The organism is Bradyrhizobium sp. LMG 9283 (genome assembly GCF_045571415.1).
Taxonomy (GTDB): domain Bacteria; phylum Pseudomonadota; class Alphaproteobacteria; order Rhizobiales; family Xanthobacteraceae; genus Bradyrhizobium.
Genome location: NZ_CP120691.1, coordinates 1180447 through 1194517 on the forward strand (window position 1 = coordinate 1180447; position 14071 = coordinate 1194517).

Consider the following 14071-nt stretch of genomic DNA (forward strand, 5'->3'; position numbering starts at 1 on the left):
TTGATGAAACGGGCCGTACACTAACGTTCCGCCTCATGTCTCCAGTTGCTTACCGATCGGCAGCGCCCGGATGCGTTTCCCCGTTGCGGCGAAAATCGCGTTGATCAGGGCCGGCGCAAAGGGCGGCACGCCCGGCTCGCCGACGCCACTCGGGGGCGTCTCGGGACCCGGCGGCACGATGTGGACGTTGGTCACCGCCGGAGACTCATCGATTCGGATCACCGGGCAGTCGTCAAAGTTCTTCTGCTGAACCTTGCCGTCCTTGAAGGTGATCTCGCCATATTTGGCGAGGCTGAGGCCCATGATCGCAGCACCCTCAATCTGGGATTGGATGCGCTCGGGGTTGACGTAGGTGCCGCAATCGATCGCCGTGTCGACCCTTGGCACCGTCAGCTTGCCCTTGTCGTCGACGGCCACCTCGACGATGGTCGCGATGTAGCTGACGAAGCTGCGGTGCGCGGCTATGCCCAGGCCGTGGCCCTTCGGCACCTGGCGGCCCCATTCGCCCTTCTCGGCGACCAGCTCGACCACTCTGCGAAGCCGTGCGGTATCGATCGGGTAGCTGTCATAGGGCTCGCCATAGTTCCAGAGGTCCTTCACCGAGTCGAGCTTGAGGATGCGGGGCGAGCCGATCAGCTCGAGCAGCATCTCCTTCTGGTCGCGGCCGGTCGCATGCGCGATCTCTCCGACCATCGACTGCACCGCGAAGGCACGCGGGATGTTCGACACCGATCGGAACCAGCCGATCCGGGTGTGCGCGGCCGCTTCCGGGTTCTCGCAGCTGACGTTGGCGATCTCGAACGGCATGTCGACGAGCCCCATGCCGAGCTCGAACGGGGCCTGATGCACCGTTCCGGCGGCAAAGGTCGACGCGATGCTGGGCGCTACGCTGCGATGGCGCCAAGCGGTCACCTTGCCGCTCTTATCGAGCCCTGCCTCGATCCGTTCCACGGATACGGTATGCAGGAAGCCGTTATGGATGTCATCTTCCCGCGTCCATTGCACCTTGACCGGTGCGCCGAGCTCCTTCGAAAGCAGCGCGGCTTCGAGGGCAAAGTCGCATTTCGATTTGCGGCCGAAACCGCCGCCGAGCAGCGTGACGTTGACGGTGACGTTCTCCTGGGGGATGTCCAATGTCTTGGCCACGTCTTCACGTGTTCCACCGGCGCTTTGCACCGGCGCCCAGATCTCGGCCTTGTCGCCTTTGACGTCAGCGACCGCGACTGGTGTCTCCATGGCGACGTGAGCAAGGTGCGGCAGAAAGTACTCGCCCACGATCACCTTGTCGGCGCCCTTCAGCGCGGCTTCCACATCGCCTTCCTTGCGTACCACGAGGCCCGGCTTGCGCGCGGCCTCTTCGAGCTCCTTGCGATAGGCGCTCGACTCGTATTTGCCGTTCGGACCGTCGTCCCAGACGATCTTCAGCGCATCGCGCCCCTTGATCGCTGCCCCCGTGTTCCGGGCGATCACGGCCACGCCGCCGAGCGGCTGGAATTTGGACGGCCACGGCCACCCCTTGACCTCCATCACCTTCTCGACGCCCGAGACCTTCATGGCTTCGGACCCGTCAAACGAGACGAGCTTGCCGCCCGTGACCGGCGGTCGTGCGATTACGGCGTATTTCATGCCGGGTAGCCGCACGTCGGCTCCGTAGCGTGCGGCCCCCGTGGTAATGTCGTGCAGGTCGACGATCCCGATCTCGCCTTTGCCGAGATAGCGGAAATCCTTTGGGTCCTTCAGCTTCAAGCCTTCGACGCTTGGCACTGATTGTTTGGCGGCATCGGCGGCCAGCTCGCCAAAGCCGAGCTTGCGCCCGCTCGCGCCATGGACAACCTCGTGGTTGGAGGCTTTCACCTCGGTGGCTGGCACGCCCCAGCGCTTTGCCGCGGCCTGCTCGAGCATGGTGCGCGCGGACGCGCCGATCTGACGCATGGGCATCAGATAGTGCCGCGTGCTGCGCGAGCCGTCGGTGTCCTGGTTGCCGAACTTGGCCTCGTCGCCATGCGCCTGCTGGACGCGCACCCGCCTCCAGTCGGCTTCCATCTCTTCGGCGACGATCATGGGCAGGCTGGTCCGCACGCCGGTGCCCATCTCCGCGCGGTGCGCGAGGATGGTCACAATGCCGTCCGGCGCGATCGACACGAACACGCGCGGATCGACCACGGTGCCGTGCGGCATCTGACTGGCGCCGGTCTCGTATGCCAAGGCCGGCCGCATCATAACGGGAGCGGCGAGCACAAAGCCGCTGGCGAGGCCAAGCCCCTTGAGGATGCTGCGGCGCGAAACGTTCTCGATCTTGATGTGCTTCTCAAAACCGCGAAGCTTGCTGGGATGGTTGAGCATGTTCATGTCACACCCCCGTTGACGCGAGATGGACGGCGTTTTCGATGCGCTGGTAGCAGCCGCACCGACAGATATTCCCGGACAGGGATTCGCGAATTTGGTCATGCGACGGCTTGGGATTTCCCATCAGCAGCGCCGCAGCCTGCATGATTTGACCGGTCTGGCAGAAGCCGCATTGCGGGACGTTAAGCTGCCGCCACGCCTTTTGAACGGGATGATCGCCGGTTGGGTGAAGGCCCTCGATGGTCGTGACCTCGCGATCTCTGACGTCGGACACCGAGGTGACACAGGCACGCACCGCCTGCTTATCAACGATGACGGTGCATGAGCCGCAGAGGGCCTGGCCGCAGCCGAACTTCGTGCCCGTCAGTCCGATCTCGTCCCGGATGAACCAGAGTAGCGGCAGATCGGGATCGCCACCCCAGTTCTGTTCTTGGCCATTAATCTTCAGCTTGATCATGATGATCTCTCCCTCTTGGTACGGAACCGCCTGGAGCGTCTCATCGAGATGAGCGAGAAGAGCTTTCCTGAGGTTCCTTACGGTCAGCGCGAAACGACTGAGCTCGCTGAAGGACGGCACCGTGGAAGGCTGATTTAAATGTATGTGTCTGGCGTCCATCCTCCTGTATTGATTTTGCTGTGTTCAAGGTATGGACGTTCATGAAACTACCACAAAGCCGCAGGGCGTAGGGTTCACAACGACTTGTTGGCTGTTGCATTTTCAGACCGTCGCGCCTGCTTGGACTTTATGGCGGGCGGACAAGATTACGAGGTTCCTTATGAGGCCAAGAAGACTCGCCGCTCGGCTTTCCGCCGTGAAGAACGCGGTCAGGAAGGTGGGCACAGCCGTAATACGGTTGAGCGGCGCTTGGGCCGATGAGGGGCGTGACTTTTAGGCCATCGATTCGACCGACCACCCCCGTAGCCAGTTCAATGATCAGTCTTGCGTGTCCATCTTTCGCGAGACCTATTGCGAACTAAGCTTCAGCTCCTCCCCCGGCGGGCTGGAGCGTTTCTTTTGCACGCATTCAGAAATTTGAATCCCAAAGGGATGATTTTGCGGGATGAAGCGGCGTTTGCCGATCAGACAGCGGCAGACGCCTCGGTCCCAGCTCGTTTTTCGATCCGGAGAAACCTCCAGGCTGGGGCCATATAGTCCACTCCGGAAAGCGAGCCTTTTCTTTCCTGCAGCCGCACATAAGTTCCGCTCTCGTGCAGGTCGAGCCAACCCTGTTCGACCGGACTTGATGCCGGCTCTGAACTCTGTAGCGCCGGTTTTGAGCTTGCGAAGAAGCGGTGCGTTGATCTTCTCGATGTGGATGCCTCCGTGCTGGACTGCATTGACGTTTTTTGCGAGCTCGATCAGCTTGCGGCTTTGGAACGTGCCCCCGCAACGCTGGTTGAGGCTTTGGTTGTTTCCGCGTACCCTAAAGGGACATCCGCGATGGCGCTCCAGACTAGCCTCGGGAATGGACTTTTGGCGGCCTTGCCACCAGCGGATCTCAACCTGCTTGAGCTTCACTTTCAGAAATTACCGTTCGAGTCTGATGCGGTGCTGGTGCGAACAGGTGATGAGCTCAAAGAAGTCTACTTCCCCCATTAGCAGGTCTTAGCGTTCCGGGTTGAGATGTCGGACGGACACATTGTCGCGTCCACTCTCATGGGCTCGGAAGGAGCGGTCGGCGCTCTCTCTGTTCTAAGTCCATCGTACTCGCCAGTCACAGCTACTGCCTACGTGGCCGGAGCTGCGCTCGAGATCCCTGCTTCACGTTTGCAACAAGCTTATGAGCAAAGCGGCGCCATAAAGCGTGTTCTGCGCCGGCCGCGTCTGGAGATGGACGGTGTTTGAAGAAACAAGGAAAGACTATTCTGTCAGACGCGGAGCGCAGCAGGCCAGCGGACCGCATGCCTTCGCGGTTCTCTTTGAAACGTTCGCTGGAGGATGTAGGGCTCGGCGGTGGCAGGCCAGCGTCGATCTTCGCAACCTGTTCGCAACGAGCGAGCAAGTTCATCGCCTTCAGCGCAAATGTCACTAGCCTCGCCGTGGAAGTCCTTCAACCTTTCGAGGGCATTCTCGATGTGCCGCTGAAGCTTACAACTCTGCCTTGAGAAGCTGAACGACTGCGGAGTTGAGCGGCGCCTTCTGCATGTGTGGCGTTCAAGTTGCGTTCCTTGTTCTCGACTACGTTTGCTATCAGAGATGCGTCGCTTCGTTTGACTGCGGCTCCTGCTTGGACAGAGTGCGGGACCAGCAAATTTGGCGCTACGGGCGGGGAGTCCGCGTTTTCGCTAAGCTCGTTGTTGATGCCCCAAATGGCGGCTTGCGTCCGATTGTGCACGCCGATTTTGCGAAGGATCGCCTTTACATGGACCTTAACGGTCGACTCCGCGATATCGATCTTCCGTGCAATGCATTTATTCGAATCGCCTTCGACGACGCAGCGCAAAATCGACTTTTGCCGCGGAGAAAGCTGTTGGGAACTGCGTTCGTCTGGCGTGACTGTCAGGTCCTTGCGCGCGCTTGCGCGATCATTGTGTCCATCCTTGCGATCGAGGGCCAAGGGCAGGAAAGCCGGAGGAAACACTGTTTCGCCCATGATCACGAGTTCGATCGATCTGGTGAATACGTCACGGCTCATGAGGTCAACGAAATACCCATTAGCACCGGCCTGAAATGTTGCGGCCACTTCATCTGGCCGGTATCGATCGGCAACCACAACTACGCGCGCATCTGGGTGACCGCGCCTAAGGGGTTCGATTTGCTCGCGAGCAATCTGGAAATCGTCGCCGGTATGTACGAGGACAAACAGCTTCTGACCCTGTTCGAATCTACTTGCGTACAATTGATCAGCGCATGTCACTGAACTCACTGTGCCAAAATCCGCAGAACGTAGGAATTCAGCAAGAGCATCTTTTCGTAAGCTGTTTCCTCCAATGACTATGGTTGTTAGAGAGCGTTTCCTCCTGATAGATCTCCTACTCATCTTGATCTCCTGCAGGCAATTCAAATCTCGCAAACGACAGGATGCCGGTCGGTGGCACTTATTGGTATAGTTATATTCCAGGCGGTCTGGCTGAACCTGCATCTCGCGAATCGGAGGCCCCTTTGCCTACGATTGAGAAGCGCCATTGCGGGCAAGATACCGATGAAACGCGAAATCGCCGCAGCTTAGGCCCGCAGCACTGCGCTCATGTAGCGTAGCGCGACCACATCGTGGGCCGAGCACGCACTCTGTGTACGCAGCCACTACTGCAGAGGCAGTCGCATAAAGACCACGTGAGAGTCTGTATTGCTCAATACAGTTTACCACTTTATTTCGCGCTGAACCAAAGTGGAACCGAAATCGGAGGCAAGCTCCCGGGCGCACCTGCTCGAAATACGAGGATTGGGTGGGGGTGCAGATCAAACATCAACTAACCTCGCTGCGGCAGGACGGTCTTACGCGGCCAAGCGACTTCTTGAACGACGTTAGGATCGCTGATCGCTATGGAGTAGTCCAAAGGATGTACTTGCGCGGATGCGGTCGCTGCTCAAAGCTTGTGCAAGCAGACCGGCCCGGTCGCGAGGTATTCGCCATCGGATCTTATCGGCGGCGAATGCCAATACTGATATTCGTTTTCCAGGATAGACTTACGATGATAAGGCAGCTGGCTAAAAATAAGGTGCTTGCCGCCATGTCGCCTGCCGAGGTTGAGCTTCTCAGACCGGAGGAAGCCGAGTTCTCGCGCGGTGATGTCCTGTTCGACTGGCATGGTCGGGTCGACCGGATTTACTTCCCTCATACAGCGCTTGTATCGCTTTTGACCCACCTGAAAGAGGGCGGGACGATTGAAACGGGTACAATCGGTTGTGAAGGGATTGTTGGGTCTTTTGCGATTCATGGCGATGGCATTGCTCTAACACGGTCGATTGTGCAGATTCCGGGACGTTGTTCCGTGGTCAAGCTCAATCGGATGAAGAAGGCAGTTTCCGAGAGCGAAGGAATCCGTATGCTCGTCGGTCACTTTCAACAGGCCTTTGCCGCACACGTTCTGCAGCAAGTTGCGTGTAATGCAGCCCATGATGTGCTCTCGCGATGCGCGCGCTGGATCCTCATGGGGCTTGACCGAACTGAGGGTGACGTTGTCCATCTCACGCATGAATTCTTGGGAGAAATGCTTGGTACGGTGCGACCGACCGTGTCGTTGGCTCTCAAGAAGCTTCAAAACGATGGGCTTATCGAGACGTCCTATGGGAGGATCCGAGTGCTGGATCGTTCGGGACTCGAGAATGCGAGTTGCGAGTGCTATGGGGTCATTCGAACGACATATCGGCGACTGCTACCCCTGACGTATGCGTGAGGCCATCGCGACGGAGTTGCGAGCGAGCGCTAACATGACCCAGGCCCCCGCGAGAGCATTCCTAAGCAGCTCTGAAACAAACTCGCCAATCCGGCTTGCCGGGTCTCGGCAGCACGCGCGCCGATTCTGTACGTCGCTGAACCAAAATCTGGTCCTGCGGCCTTCAATTGTATGTATGTACGCAGCAGGGCTCGCAATGCCTTGGCGGTAACACGCTCAGGGCTTGACGTAAGTCCAGCCCTGCTCCTCCCTCTCCATAATGCGTACGACGCCGGAGTTGACGACTTGAGCCTCTGGAATGAGCTGTATCTCCTTGTTCTCGTGCTTGCGCATGTTCTCCCGCGTGTTGCCGCACGCTTTGAACATGACCTCCGGCGTGCTCACTGACATTGTTTCAATTCGGTCCTTCACCGGCGAGGTATCGGTGCGGAGCATGTGCAAGCCGGGCCCGAAGGTGATCACTTCGATCTTAACCGTCTCGCCCATGTCTTTATAATGTTGCACCACGTTTGTAGCGTTGTTCAGGGTCAGATTCATCGCCGCCGCATCGTTGCTATTCACCTGCAAGATGAGGCGATGTTCTTTGTTCTTTGCCGTGGGTTGATTCCCTGAGCTGGATAAGCGGCGCACGTGTTTTTTCGTCGCTACCACCGCTTTTTCTTTTCGCAGAACGGACTCCGGGGCTCGGTCGACCTGTCGCGCAGCTTCCTGCCCCGTAGACAAAGATACCGCCACGAGAAGCATAGCCAGGCTTGTTGTTCCCTTTAGCGCAATGTGCCGTAACATGACCACCTCCCATTAGATTTGCCTTGTGCCAATATCAGCTGTTCGGCTTTGCGATAGCGGCAGGCCATTTGCATGCTGTGGCTATCTTGGTGCGCACCGCCTCAAGTCCGACCAAGGAGAACGTTCCATGTTGAGAGGCCCCCAGGCGGGAAGCAATGTACACGACAAGTTCGCCATCGTTTGGGAGCGACCGAAATAAGGCGCTCGGATCGGCCTTGAACGCAATACCGGTCCCGAATGCAGGAGTCGCCGCAGCGATTTGGATGGGCTGGCCACCTTTGGCGCCGTAGGAGATGACGTAATCCTCAGCCCGCCCTGAGATCGCGGGACCGGAGACAGCGAGTTCGCTCCGTCCACCTCGGCAACGCATGGTGAGCTGCAGCGGTGAGCCGCCTTCGGCCTCGCGCGACGAGGTCGTCGCGGTGGCGATCGGCGTATAATCCACGGGCGAAGTCGTCTGACCGATGACCCACTCGTTTACCGCTGCTGTGGGCCCGGTTGGCGGCCCGACACTTCGCGCGAGCTTGTCCAGACATTCCACCCGCTCGTCCCGCTGCATCAGACTACAAGTACGAAGTTGTGTCAGCGGATCCTCGGCGCCCAGCGCGGGTGCCCCTCCTGTAACGACAGCGAGCGCGGAAGCCGCGGTAAAGATCGCGCGGTTCATTGCGATGCCTGCGTAGCGCGAGAATGGTTATCCAGCCACGCCTGCGCCGCTGGAAAGCGGGTAAGGCCGGGCACCGTCGCGCCTAGATTGATTGATTTCCATTTTCGATCAAATCCGGGCTCCTGCAGTCTGTTGATGCGGGAGAACAGATGATCGACGAAGCGAGCGACACGCTCATAGCGATAGGTGTTATTTTTATTTCGCCAATTGTAGGCGACCAACGCGGTCGGCACGGCGATCGTGTCGACGTGTTCGCCTTCTTTGATTAGGCCGGGATAATCGGACGCTTCGAGAGATGCAGGGAGATAGTAATCCTCCAGCCTGCTTTCGTACGGTACCGGCAGGAACTTAAATCCAGGCTCCCAGCGTCCGCGCACGAAGGGCTCGACCGGCTTCGACGTGATGAACACGACCGCAGCGATATCGCCCTTGCGCATTTGTTCCAACGCAACCTGATGCGGAATGAAGGTCTGCTGCACGTCAATTCCGAGACGGCTGAAGATCAGCGGCCCAGAATAGGCTGCGGCCGTACCTTGATTGTTGAAATTTACCTTCTTCCCGACCAGGTCTGTCAGACTGTGAATCTCCGGCCGAACGAAAACATGCAATTCTGAGGGAAAGAGATTCAGCACGTAGGCGAGGCGACGCTGGATGTCCGGCACTTGCCTCTTGTACTCGTCGAGCACGTCAGCATTGATAATGGCTGCATCGATGCCGCGCAAATAGAGCAGTGAGTTGACGTTTTCGGCGGCTCCTCGCGTCACGATAGGCAATACATGAAGATTGTCGCCGTCGTCCGTAACACGAGCGATCTCTGCGGCAAGACGGATAGGCGCGCCCTCGAGGAGGCCTCCGGCAAGGCCGACGGTCCAGGCATTCATCGTCACTCTCGGTTCAGGGTGATCGGTTGCGTTCGCTGAGGCGGCAGTATTCATCTTGGCACCTTTTGTCCGCGCGTCCAGGCTGGAAGGCTGCAGCAGCAACAAAGGAGCGAGTGCAGCGAGCAACAGCTGCGGTCGAAAGAACTTTTGCATTCGGTACTCCTTTTCGTGTGAGAATGCCCCGCTTGTCGCAGCGCCACAGTTCCTCTACTGAAGCGCTTCCAATCGCTGTTTCGCTTGCGTGTTGCCGACCGCCTCGGCCTTTGCGTAAAGCTCTCGCGCCTTTGTCACGTCCCCAAGCGTCCCAACTGTTGACCATTTGGGAAGCACGTGGGGGTCGTAGGTCTCCGCTAGTGCGAAGACTGCCTGTGCGCTGCCTCTTTCGGCCGCGCGCTCAAGCACAATCCGAGCAGCGCCTATATCGCCCTGCTCAAGCAACATCCCCGCACGTGCTACCAATCTTCCCGCGGCCGCACCCTCATCGGCACTGTCGGGCCGTTGGCCTCGGACACGTGCTGACTTGATCTGGTCTGTTTGGAGGGATTTTGCCTTGTCAATCTCAGGCTCATTGCTAGCGCTTGCAATCGGGCGCGCGTTCGCTACCACTACGGCGGTAAGCGCGTGCATGTTCCTGCGTTCGGACCCGGGATCGGCTTGCTTCACGCCTGCTTGTTCTTGTTGCAGCGACTTGCGCGGCTCCGTAGCGTCCGTTTCCGCCACCTTCTTCAGCTGCTCACTTTGCCCGCTCTCATTGCGAGCCCGGGCCTCGTATTCATCTCTCGTGGCGTGCGCCGCCTGGAACTCTTTCGCCGGTGCCTCCGCGTTGTCATGCTCCTGCTGTAGCGATCGCTTCAACTGCGTCGCATCACTCTCTGCAGCCTGCTTCAGTCGGCTGGTTTCGTCCTGGGCCTTAGTTACCAGGGCCGTTTGCGTCTCGAGCTCGCGCTTGGCCGATGCCAGATCCTGTTCGAGCCGCGAAGCTCGTTCGCGTTCCTGCTGTAGGGATTGTCGCAACTCGGCTGCGCCACTGTCCGCTGCCCTCTTCTTGAGATCTTCCAATTGCTCATCAGTTTTACGTGCCTGCGCCTCGTAGGCATATGTCTGCGTGCGCGCAATTGAAAGCTCTTTCGCCAGCGCCTCCGCCTTGTCATGCTCCTCCTGTAGCGATCGCTTCAACTGCGTCGCGTCACTCTCTGCGGCCTGCTTCAGTCGACTGGTTTCGTCCTGTGCCTTAGCCAGCAATGCCGTTTGCGTCTCGACGTCGCGCTTGACCGATGCCAGATCCTGTTCGAGCCGCGAGCCTCGTTCGCGTTCCTGCTGTAGGGATTCTCGCAACTCGGCCGCGCCGGTGTCCGATGCTCTCTTCTTGAGGTCTTCCAATTGCTCATCAGTTTCACGTGCCTGCGCCTCGTAGGCATATGTCTGCGTGCGCGCAATTGAAAGCTCTTTCGCCAGCGCCTCCGCCTTATCATGCTCCTCCTGTAGCGATCGCTTCAACTGCGTCGCGTCACTCTCTGCAGCCTGCTTCAGTCGGCTGATTTCGTCCTGTGCCTTAGTCAGCAAGGCCGTTTGCGTCTCGACGTCGCGCTTGACCGATGCCAGATCCTGTTCGAGCCGCGAGCCTCGTTTGCGTTCCTGCTGCAGGGATGCTCGCAACTCGGCCGCGCCGGTGTCCGATGCTCTCTTCTTGAGGTCTTCCAGTTGCTCATCGGTTTTACGTGCCTGCGCCTCGTGCGCGTATGTCCGGGTGCGCGCGGTTGAAAGCTCCTTTGCCAGCGCCTCCGCTTTGTCATGCTCCTGCTGTAGCGATCGCTTCAACTGCGTCGCATCACTCTCTGCAGCCTGCTTCAGTCGGCTGGTTTCCTCGTTTGCCTTAGTTGCCAGGGCCGCTTGCGTCTCGACATCGCGCTGGGCCGATGCCAGCTCCTGTTCGAGTTGCGAGGCTCGTTCGCGTTCCTGCTGCAGTAGTGTTCGCAACTCGGCCGCGCCACTGTCCGTGACGTGCGCTCGCGCCGCACCTTCCGCCCCCTTGGCTGTTAGTGCTGTTTGGAACTCACTTTCGCGCTGATTTCCGGTGAACTCCTGCTCCAGCGAATCAGCCCTGCGATGGCTCGACTCGAGAGGTTGCAGCAATCCGAGAGCGCGCGTTCCAACGGTGAGTTCGCAGGACCGTCTCTCCGCGGAGTGGTGTTCCGGAGATTGGCCTATATCGCTGACGGCAGCTTGCGAAATATGCATTATTCTTTCGCTGCTGCGCCGACTAGAGAGATAAGAGCCCTTTGCGGTGCCGAACTCAGGCGGTAGGAGCTCCGCTCCGTGGCTTTCTTCCGGCGCCTCCCGCGAGATTGGATTGTTTGCCGCCGCTTGCGTAAGCCGGGTCGACGCGTCGCCGACATTGGATGATCGCGCACCCGCAATGAGGGAACCGGCGGAGACGGGTCGTCGTGCCTGCAGGGACTCCGAAGACGCGCGCGTTTCCGCCCCTGATGTGGTCGCTAGGGCACTTACGGCAATGAGGACCACCGCTCGCCCATGAGGGAAAAGCGGGCGCACCGGCGGTTGTGCAAAAAGAATAGGTGGCTCGGCGGAGCCACGCGATGTTGCGCAAGCGTTTGCGTCCTTTAGAAGATCATTCTGCTCTTTTGCCGGAGCATACCTAATCCACTTCCGCATGGCGAACCGCCCCTGCTGCGATGCCTAACGGTACTCTTCGCACCTTTGCGCCGCCATTCCTCCCATGGAGGACGGGACGTACTCCCTGTTCTGTTCCTCGGATGGCCGACCCTTGTCTATCCTTTCGGGTTAGGGTCGTGCACGACAAACCGTTGAGGCGGGATGCCTCCGTTGGCAATTGAGGTGATGTGCTCATGGTTCGGGATGGCCTAGGGCAGGACCGAACCTTCTCGTTCCGGCATCGCGAGCGATCCGCCCAAAGGTCCTAAATGCCGAAAAGATTGTTGGCAACGCGACGCCAGGTTACAGAAGCTGCCTAGTCGTTGCGTCGCCCCAACAGGAGCTCGCGTCCGCTTCTGCAAACGAAGGGAACAATCGGCTTGCCCGCGTCGAACGGCCGCTCTTCTCGGCGTCTCTCGAGCGTTGCGGCTATACAGTGAGGAAGCCGCTCGAATGCGATATCGAATACAGCCTGTCGTTCGTCGATCAGCTCGTTTCGCCTACCTCGTCAGAATGCTATCAAAACGCAACATTGGTTCGACACTCCGTTCTTCGATATCAGCCGAGTTAGCACACTCTTCTGCGACCGGGACTTCAGCCAACCCGGTACAATCAAGCGCCTTTCCAACGAGAGCCAATTGCGTCCTGTTTGCTGCACCAAATTTCCTCATCAAATGGCCTACGTATACCTTCACAGTTGCTTCGGTCATTCCGAGCTCCCGCGCGATCATCTTGTTAGAGTCTCCGAGGCGGACACGCTCAAGCACCTCTCCTTCTCGTCCCGTCAGCTTGTTTTTCATCCTGCGCCCGTTCTGATCGGATTTCAGTACAGGGTCAGCATTGCAGTGTGATCGCGGTCTCTCTTCCTGTGATTGGTTTTGCGCTGATTGCCGCTGAAGCTGACGAATAGCGGCTTGTGGAAAATACGAACCACCATGTAGGATAAATGATAATGCCTCGCACGCGAGATTGGCGTCTATACCGGTAGGGACAAAGCCCGTTATCTCAGCGGCGACTGCGGCAGCGATCTCTTGAGGATCATCTCTATCCGAGATAATGATTAGAGGTACATCACCTGATTGCCCACGCAGCATCATAAATGTTTGCAAGTTTCCCGGCTCAGCGACGGAGTCGCCGCCTACGTTGACAATCAGCATCCGAATGTCTGTTTGTGCGTGAAGTGCTTCGCAGGCCTGATCGACATCGAAGGATGTCAACCTCAGATCTTCCGAGTTTGCCCAATGCTGAAAGAAGCTTATCAAGCTCGCGCGTCGCAGGCTTTTTGAGTCTATAATCGCAACTAGCGGTTTCCCGTGAGGGATAGACATTTCGCAACTCATGCGTCTGCGCCCCACACACTTACATTGCGATTGGTAAATCAGATAACTCAATTGGCCCGAGTCCCGCAATCCCCTTCAAAATGGGTAGAGTCCATCACCTCAGAGAGGGATGGGATATGAAGCCCCATCAGACATGAAGCGCCCATCAAAAGAATGGTGACGGCGGCGGCGAGGCCAGACGCGCCTTCAGATCACGTATCAGGTTCAGCCAGATCAGGTGTGAGGACAGCGAGCGGCGGGTGCGTTCAGGTCGGTGCGCATCGAAGCCATCGACCGCACGATGCAGCAGCGCGGCGCGCAGCGTGCAATTGATCGGATCGTCATCACTCGATCGCGCATCGCAACAGAGCGAAAATGGTTTTAGGTCGAAGGTCGTATCGCCGCTCTCGAGGCAACGCTCGTACACGGCGATATTGCTCATTGGACCATTCAAATGTCGTACACCTCATGCAGCGTTGCGCAACACTGAAATCTACGTACGGTTTTGTGTCGCAAGAAGACTGCCGACACGGGCAATCTATTGCGTCAGACCGACTGAAACAGGAGGCTGCAATGACCATGACTAGCAACAATGGAATGCGTGAGTTGGCCGATAAGGAACTGGATGCAGTGTGTGGAGGGGGAGGCTTCAGAACGGGAGACATTTGGGCCTTCCAGAAAAACGTTGCTGTGGTGAACAGGAGCAAGGACGTCTGGATCTACCAGTCCAACAACAACAATACTGGTATTCAAGTCTCGCATTGAGTGATTGCCCGCTCCTCCCGATCGGACTTGCGGAGGAGCGGGCTCTTCAACAGGAGAATCCCAATGGCTGATAAGCGCGCGCTCTCTGACTTGAACGAGCGGGACATCGACATGGTCTCTGCGGGTCACGGCATGCACATCGCGATCGTTGTGAGATCGTCAGGTCAAACCATCACACAAACTGGCGGGAGCCAACTCGATGTCATAACGAATAACAGGACTGTCATTGACGGTATGTCGATCGGCAAGCCCAGTAGGTAGTGGGTTTCAGTTCACCAACATACCTCTGATGGACA

14 protein-coding genes and 1 pseudogene are annotated in these 14071 nt (G+C 58.2%); 5 read left to right on the top strand and 10 right to left on the bottom strand.

Annotated features, from left to right (window positions below; translation table 11 throughout):
- Positions 1-33: 33 nt before the first annotated feature.
- Both P6U29_RS05540 and P6U29_RS05545 read right to left on the bottom strand, forming a co-directional pair.
- Positions 34-2349, bottom strand: a complete 2316-nt coding sequence (locus tag P6U29_RS05540; protein WP_407116673.1) for a molybdopterin cofactor-binding domain-containing protein — start codon at positions 2347-2349, stop codon at positions 34-36.
- A 1-nt stretch (position 2350) separates the two neighbouring features.
- Positions 2351-2803 carry a (2Fe-2S)-binding protein gene (locus P6U29_RS05545; RefSeq protein ID WP_027576485.1) on the bottom strand — a complete coding sequence of 151 codons (453 nt, stop codon included), beginning with the start codon at positions 2801-2803 and terminating at the stop codon, positions 2351-2353.
- A 288-nt stretch (positions 2804-3091) separates the two neighbouring features.
- Here P6U29_RS05545 and P6U29_RS05550 point away from each other — a divergent pair.
- A pseudogene (locus tag P6U29_RS05550) lies at positions 3092-3223 on the top strand (DUF3606 domain-containing protein); the annotation flags it as partial.
- 87 nt (positions 3224-3310) lie between these two features.
- Here P6U29_RS05550 and P6U29_RS05555 read toward each other — a convergent pair.
- Together P6U29_RS05555 and P6U29_RS05560 are read right to left on the bottom strand one after the other, a co-directional pair.
- Entirely contained in the window at positions 3311-3865 is a 555-nt protein-coding gene (locus P6U29_RS05555) for a hypothetical protein (RefSeq protein WP_407116674.1), read from the bottom strand.
- A 532-nt stretch (positions 3866-4397) separates the two neighbouring features.
- A complete protein-coding gene (locus P6U29_RS05560; protein ID WP_407119248.1) occupies positions 4398-4790 on the bottom strand; it encodes a response regulator transcription factor in 393 nt (130 codons plus the stop codon).
- Between P6U29_RS05560 and P6U29_RS05565 the strand changes: the two genes are divergently transcribed.
- Positions 4710-5207, top strand: a complete 498-nt coding sequence (locus P6U29_RS05565; RefSeq protein ID WP_407119623.1) for a hypothetical protein — start codon at positions 4710-4712, stop codon at positions 5205-5207. The genes P6U29_RS05560 and P6U29_RS05565 overlap by 81 nt on opposite strands.
- 772 nt (positions 5208-5979) lie before the next feature.
- Positions 5980-6684, top strand: coding sequence for a Crp/Fnr family transcriptional regulator (locus P6U29_RS05570; RefSeq protein ID WP_407116675.1), 705 nt, complete (start codon positions 5980-5982; stop codon positions 6682-6684).
- Positions 6685-6900: 216 nt separating this feature from the next.
- Here P6U29_RS05570 and P6U29_RS05575 read toward each other — a convergent pair whose 3' ends face one another.
- The 6 genes from P6U29_RS05575 to P6U29_RS05600 all read right to left on the bottom strand — a co-directional run bounded on the left by P6U29_RS05575 (position 6901) and on the right by P6U29_RS05600 (position 13452).
- Positions 6901-7470 carry a hypothetical protein gene (locus tag P6U29_RS05575; RefSeq protein WP_407116676.1) on the bottom strand — a complete coding sequence of 190 codons (570 nt, stop codon included), beginning with the start codon at positions 7468-7470 and terminating at the stop codon, positions 6901-6903.
- Positions 7471-7504: 34 nt separating this feature from the next.
- The gene (locus P6U29_RS05580; protein ID WP_407116677.1) at positions 7505-8137 is read right to left on the bottom strand and encodes a hypothetical protein; all 633 of its coding nucleotides are present in this window, start codon (positions 8135-8137) and stop codon (positions 7505-7507) included.
- Positions 8134-9171 (bottom strand): TAXI family TRAP transporter solute-binding subunit, encoded by a 1038-nt coding sequence (locus P6U29_RS05585; protein WP_407116678.1) that lies wholly within the window; start codon positions 9169-9171, stop codon positions 8134-8136. Before P6U29_RS05585 ends, P6U29_RS05580 begins: the two co-directional genes overlap by 4 nt.
- A gap of 54 nt (positions 9172-9225) precedes the next feature.
- Positions 9226-11151 carry a hypothetical protein gene (locus tag P6U29_RS05590; RefSeq protein WP_407116679.1) on the bottom strand — a complete coding sequence of 642 codons (1926 nt, stop codon included), beginning with the start codon at positions 11149-11151 and terminating at the stop codon, positions 9226-9228.
- Between the two features lie 1040 nt (positions 11152-12191).
- A complete protein-coding gene (locus P6U29_RS05595; protein ID WP_407116680.1) occupies positions 12192-13019 on the bottom strand; it encodes a response regulator transcription factor in 828 nt (275 codons plus the stop codon).
- A gap of 157 nt (positions 13020-13176) precedes the next feature.
- Positions 13177-13452, bottom strand: coding sequence for a hypothetical protein (locus tag P6U29_RS05600; protein ID WP_407116681.1), 276 nt, complete (start codon positions 13450-13452; stop codon positions 13177-13179).
- 131 nt (positions 13453-13583) lie between these two features.
- Here P6U29_RS05600 and P6U29_RS05605 point away from each other — a divergent pair, with 131 nt between their 5' ends.
- Entirely contained in the window at positions 13584-13775 is a 192-nt protein-coding gene (locus P6U29_RS05605; protein WP_407116682.1) for a hypothetical protein, read from the top strand.
- 63 nt (positions 13776-13838) lie between these two features.
- Positions 13839-14036: a hypothetical protein gene (locus P6U29_RS05610; RefSeq protein ID WP_407116683.1), complete on the top strand. Its 198-nt coding sequence runs from the start codon at positions 13839-13841 to the stop codon at positions 14034-14036.
- The last annotated feature ends 35 nt before the right edge of the window (positions 14037-14071 follow it).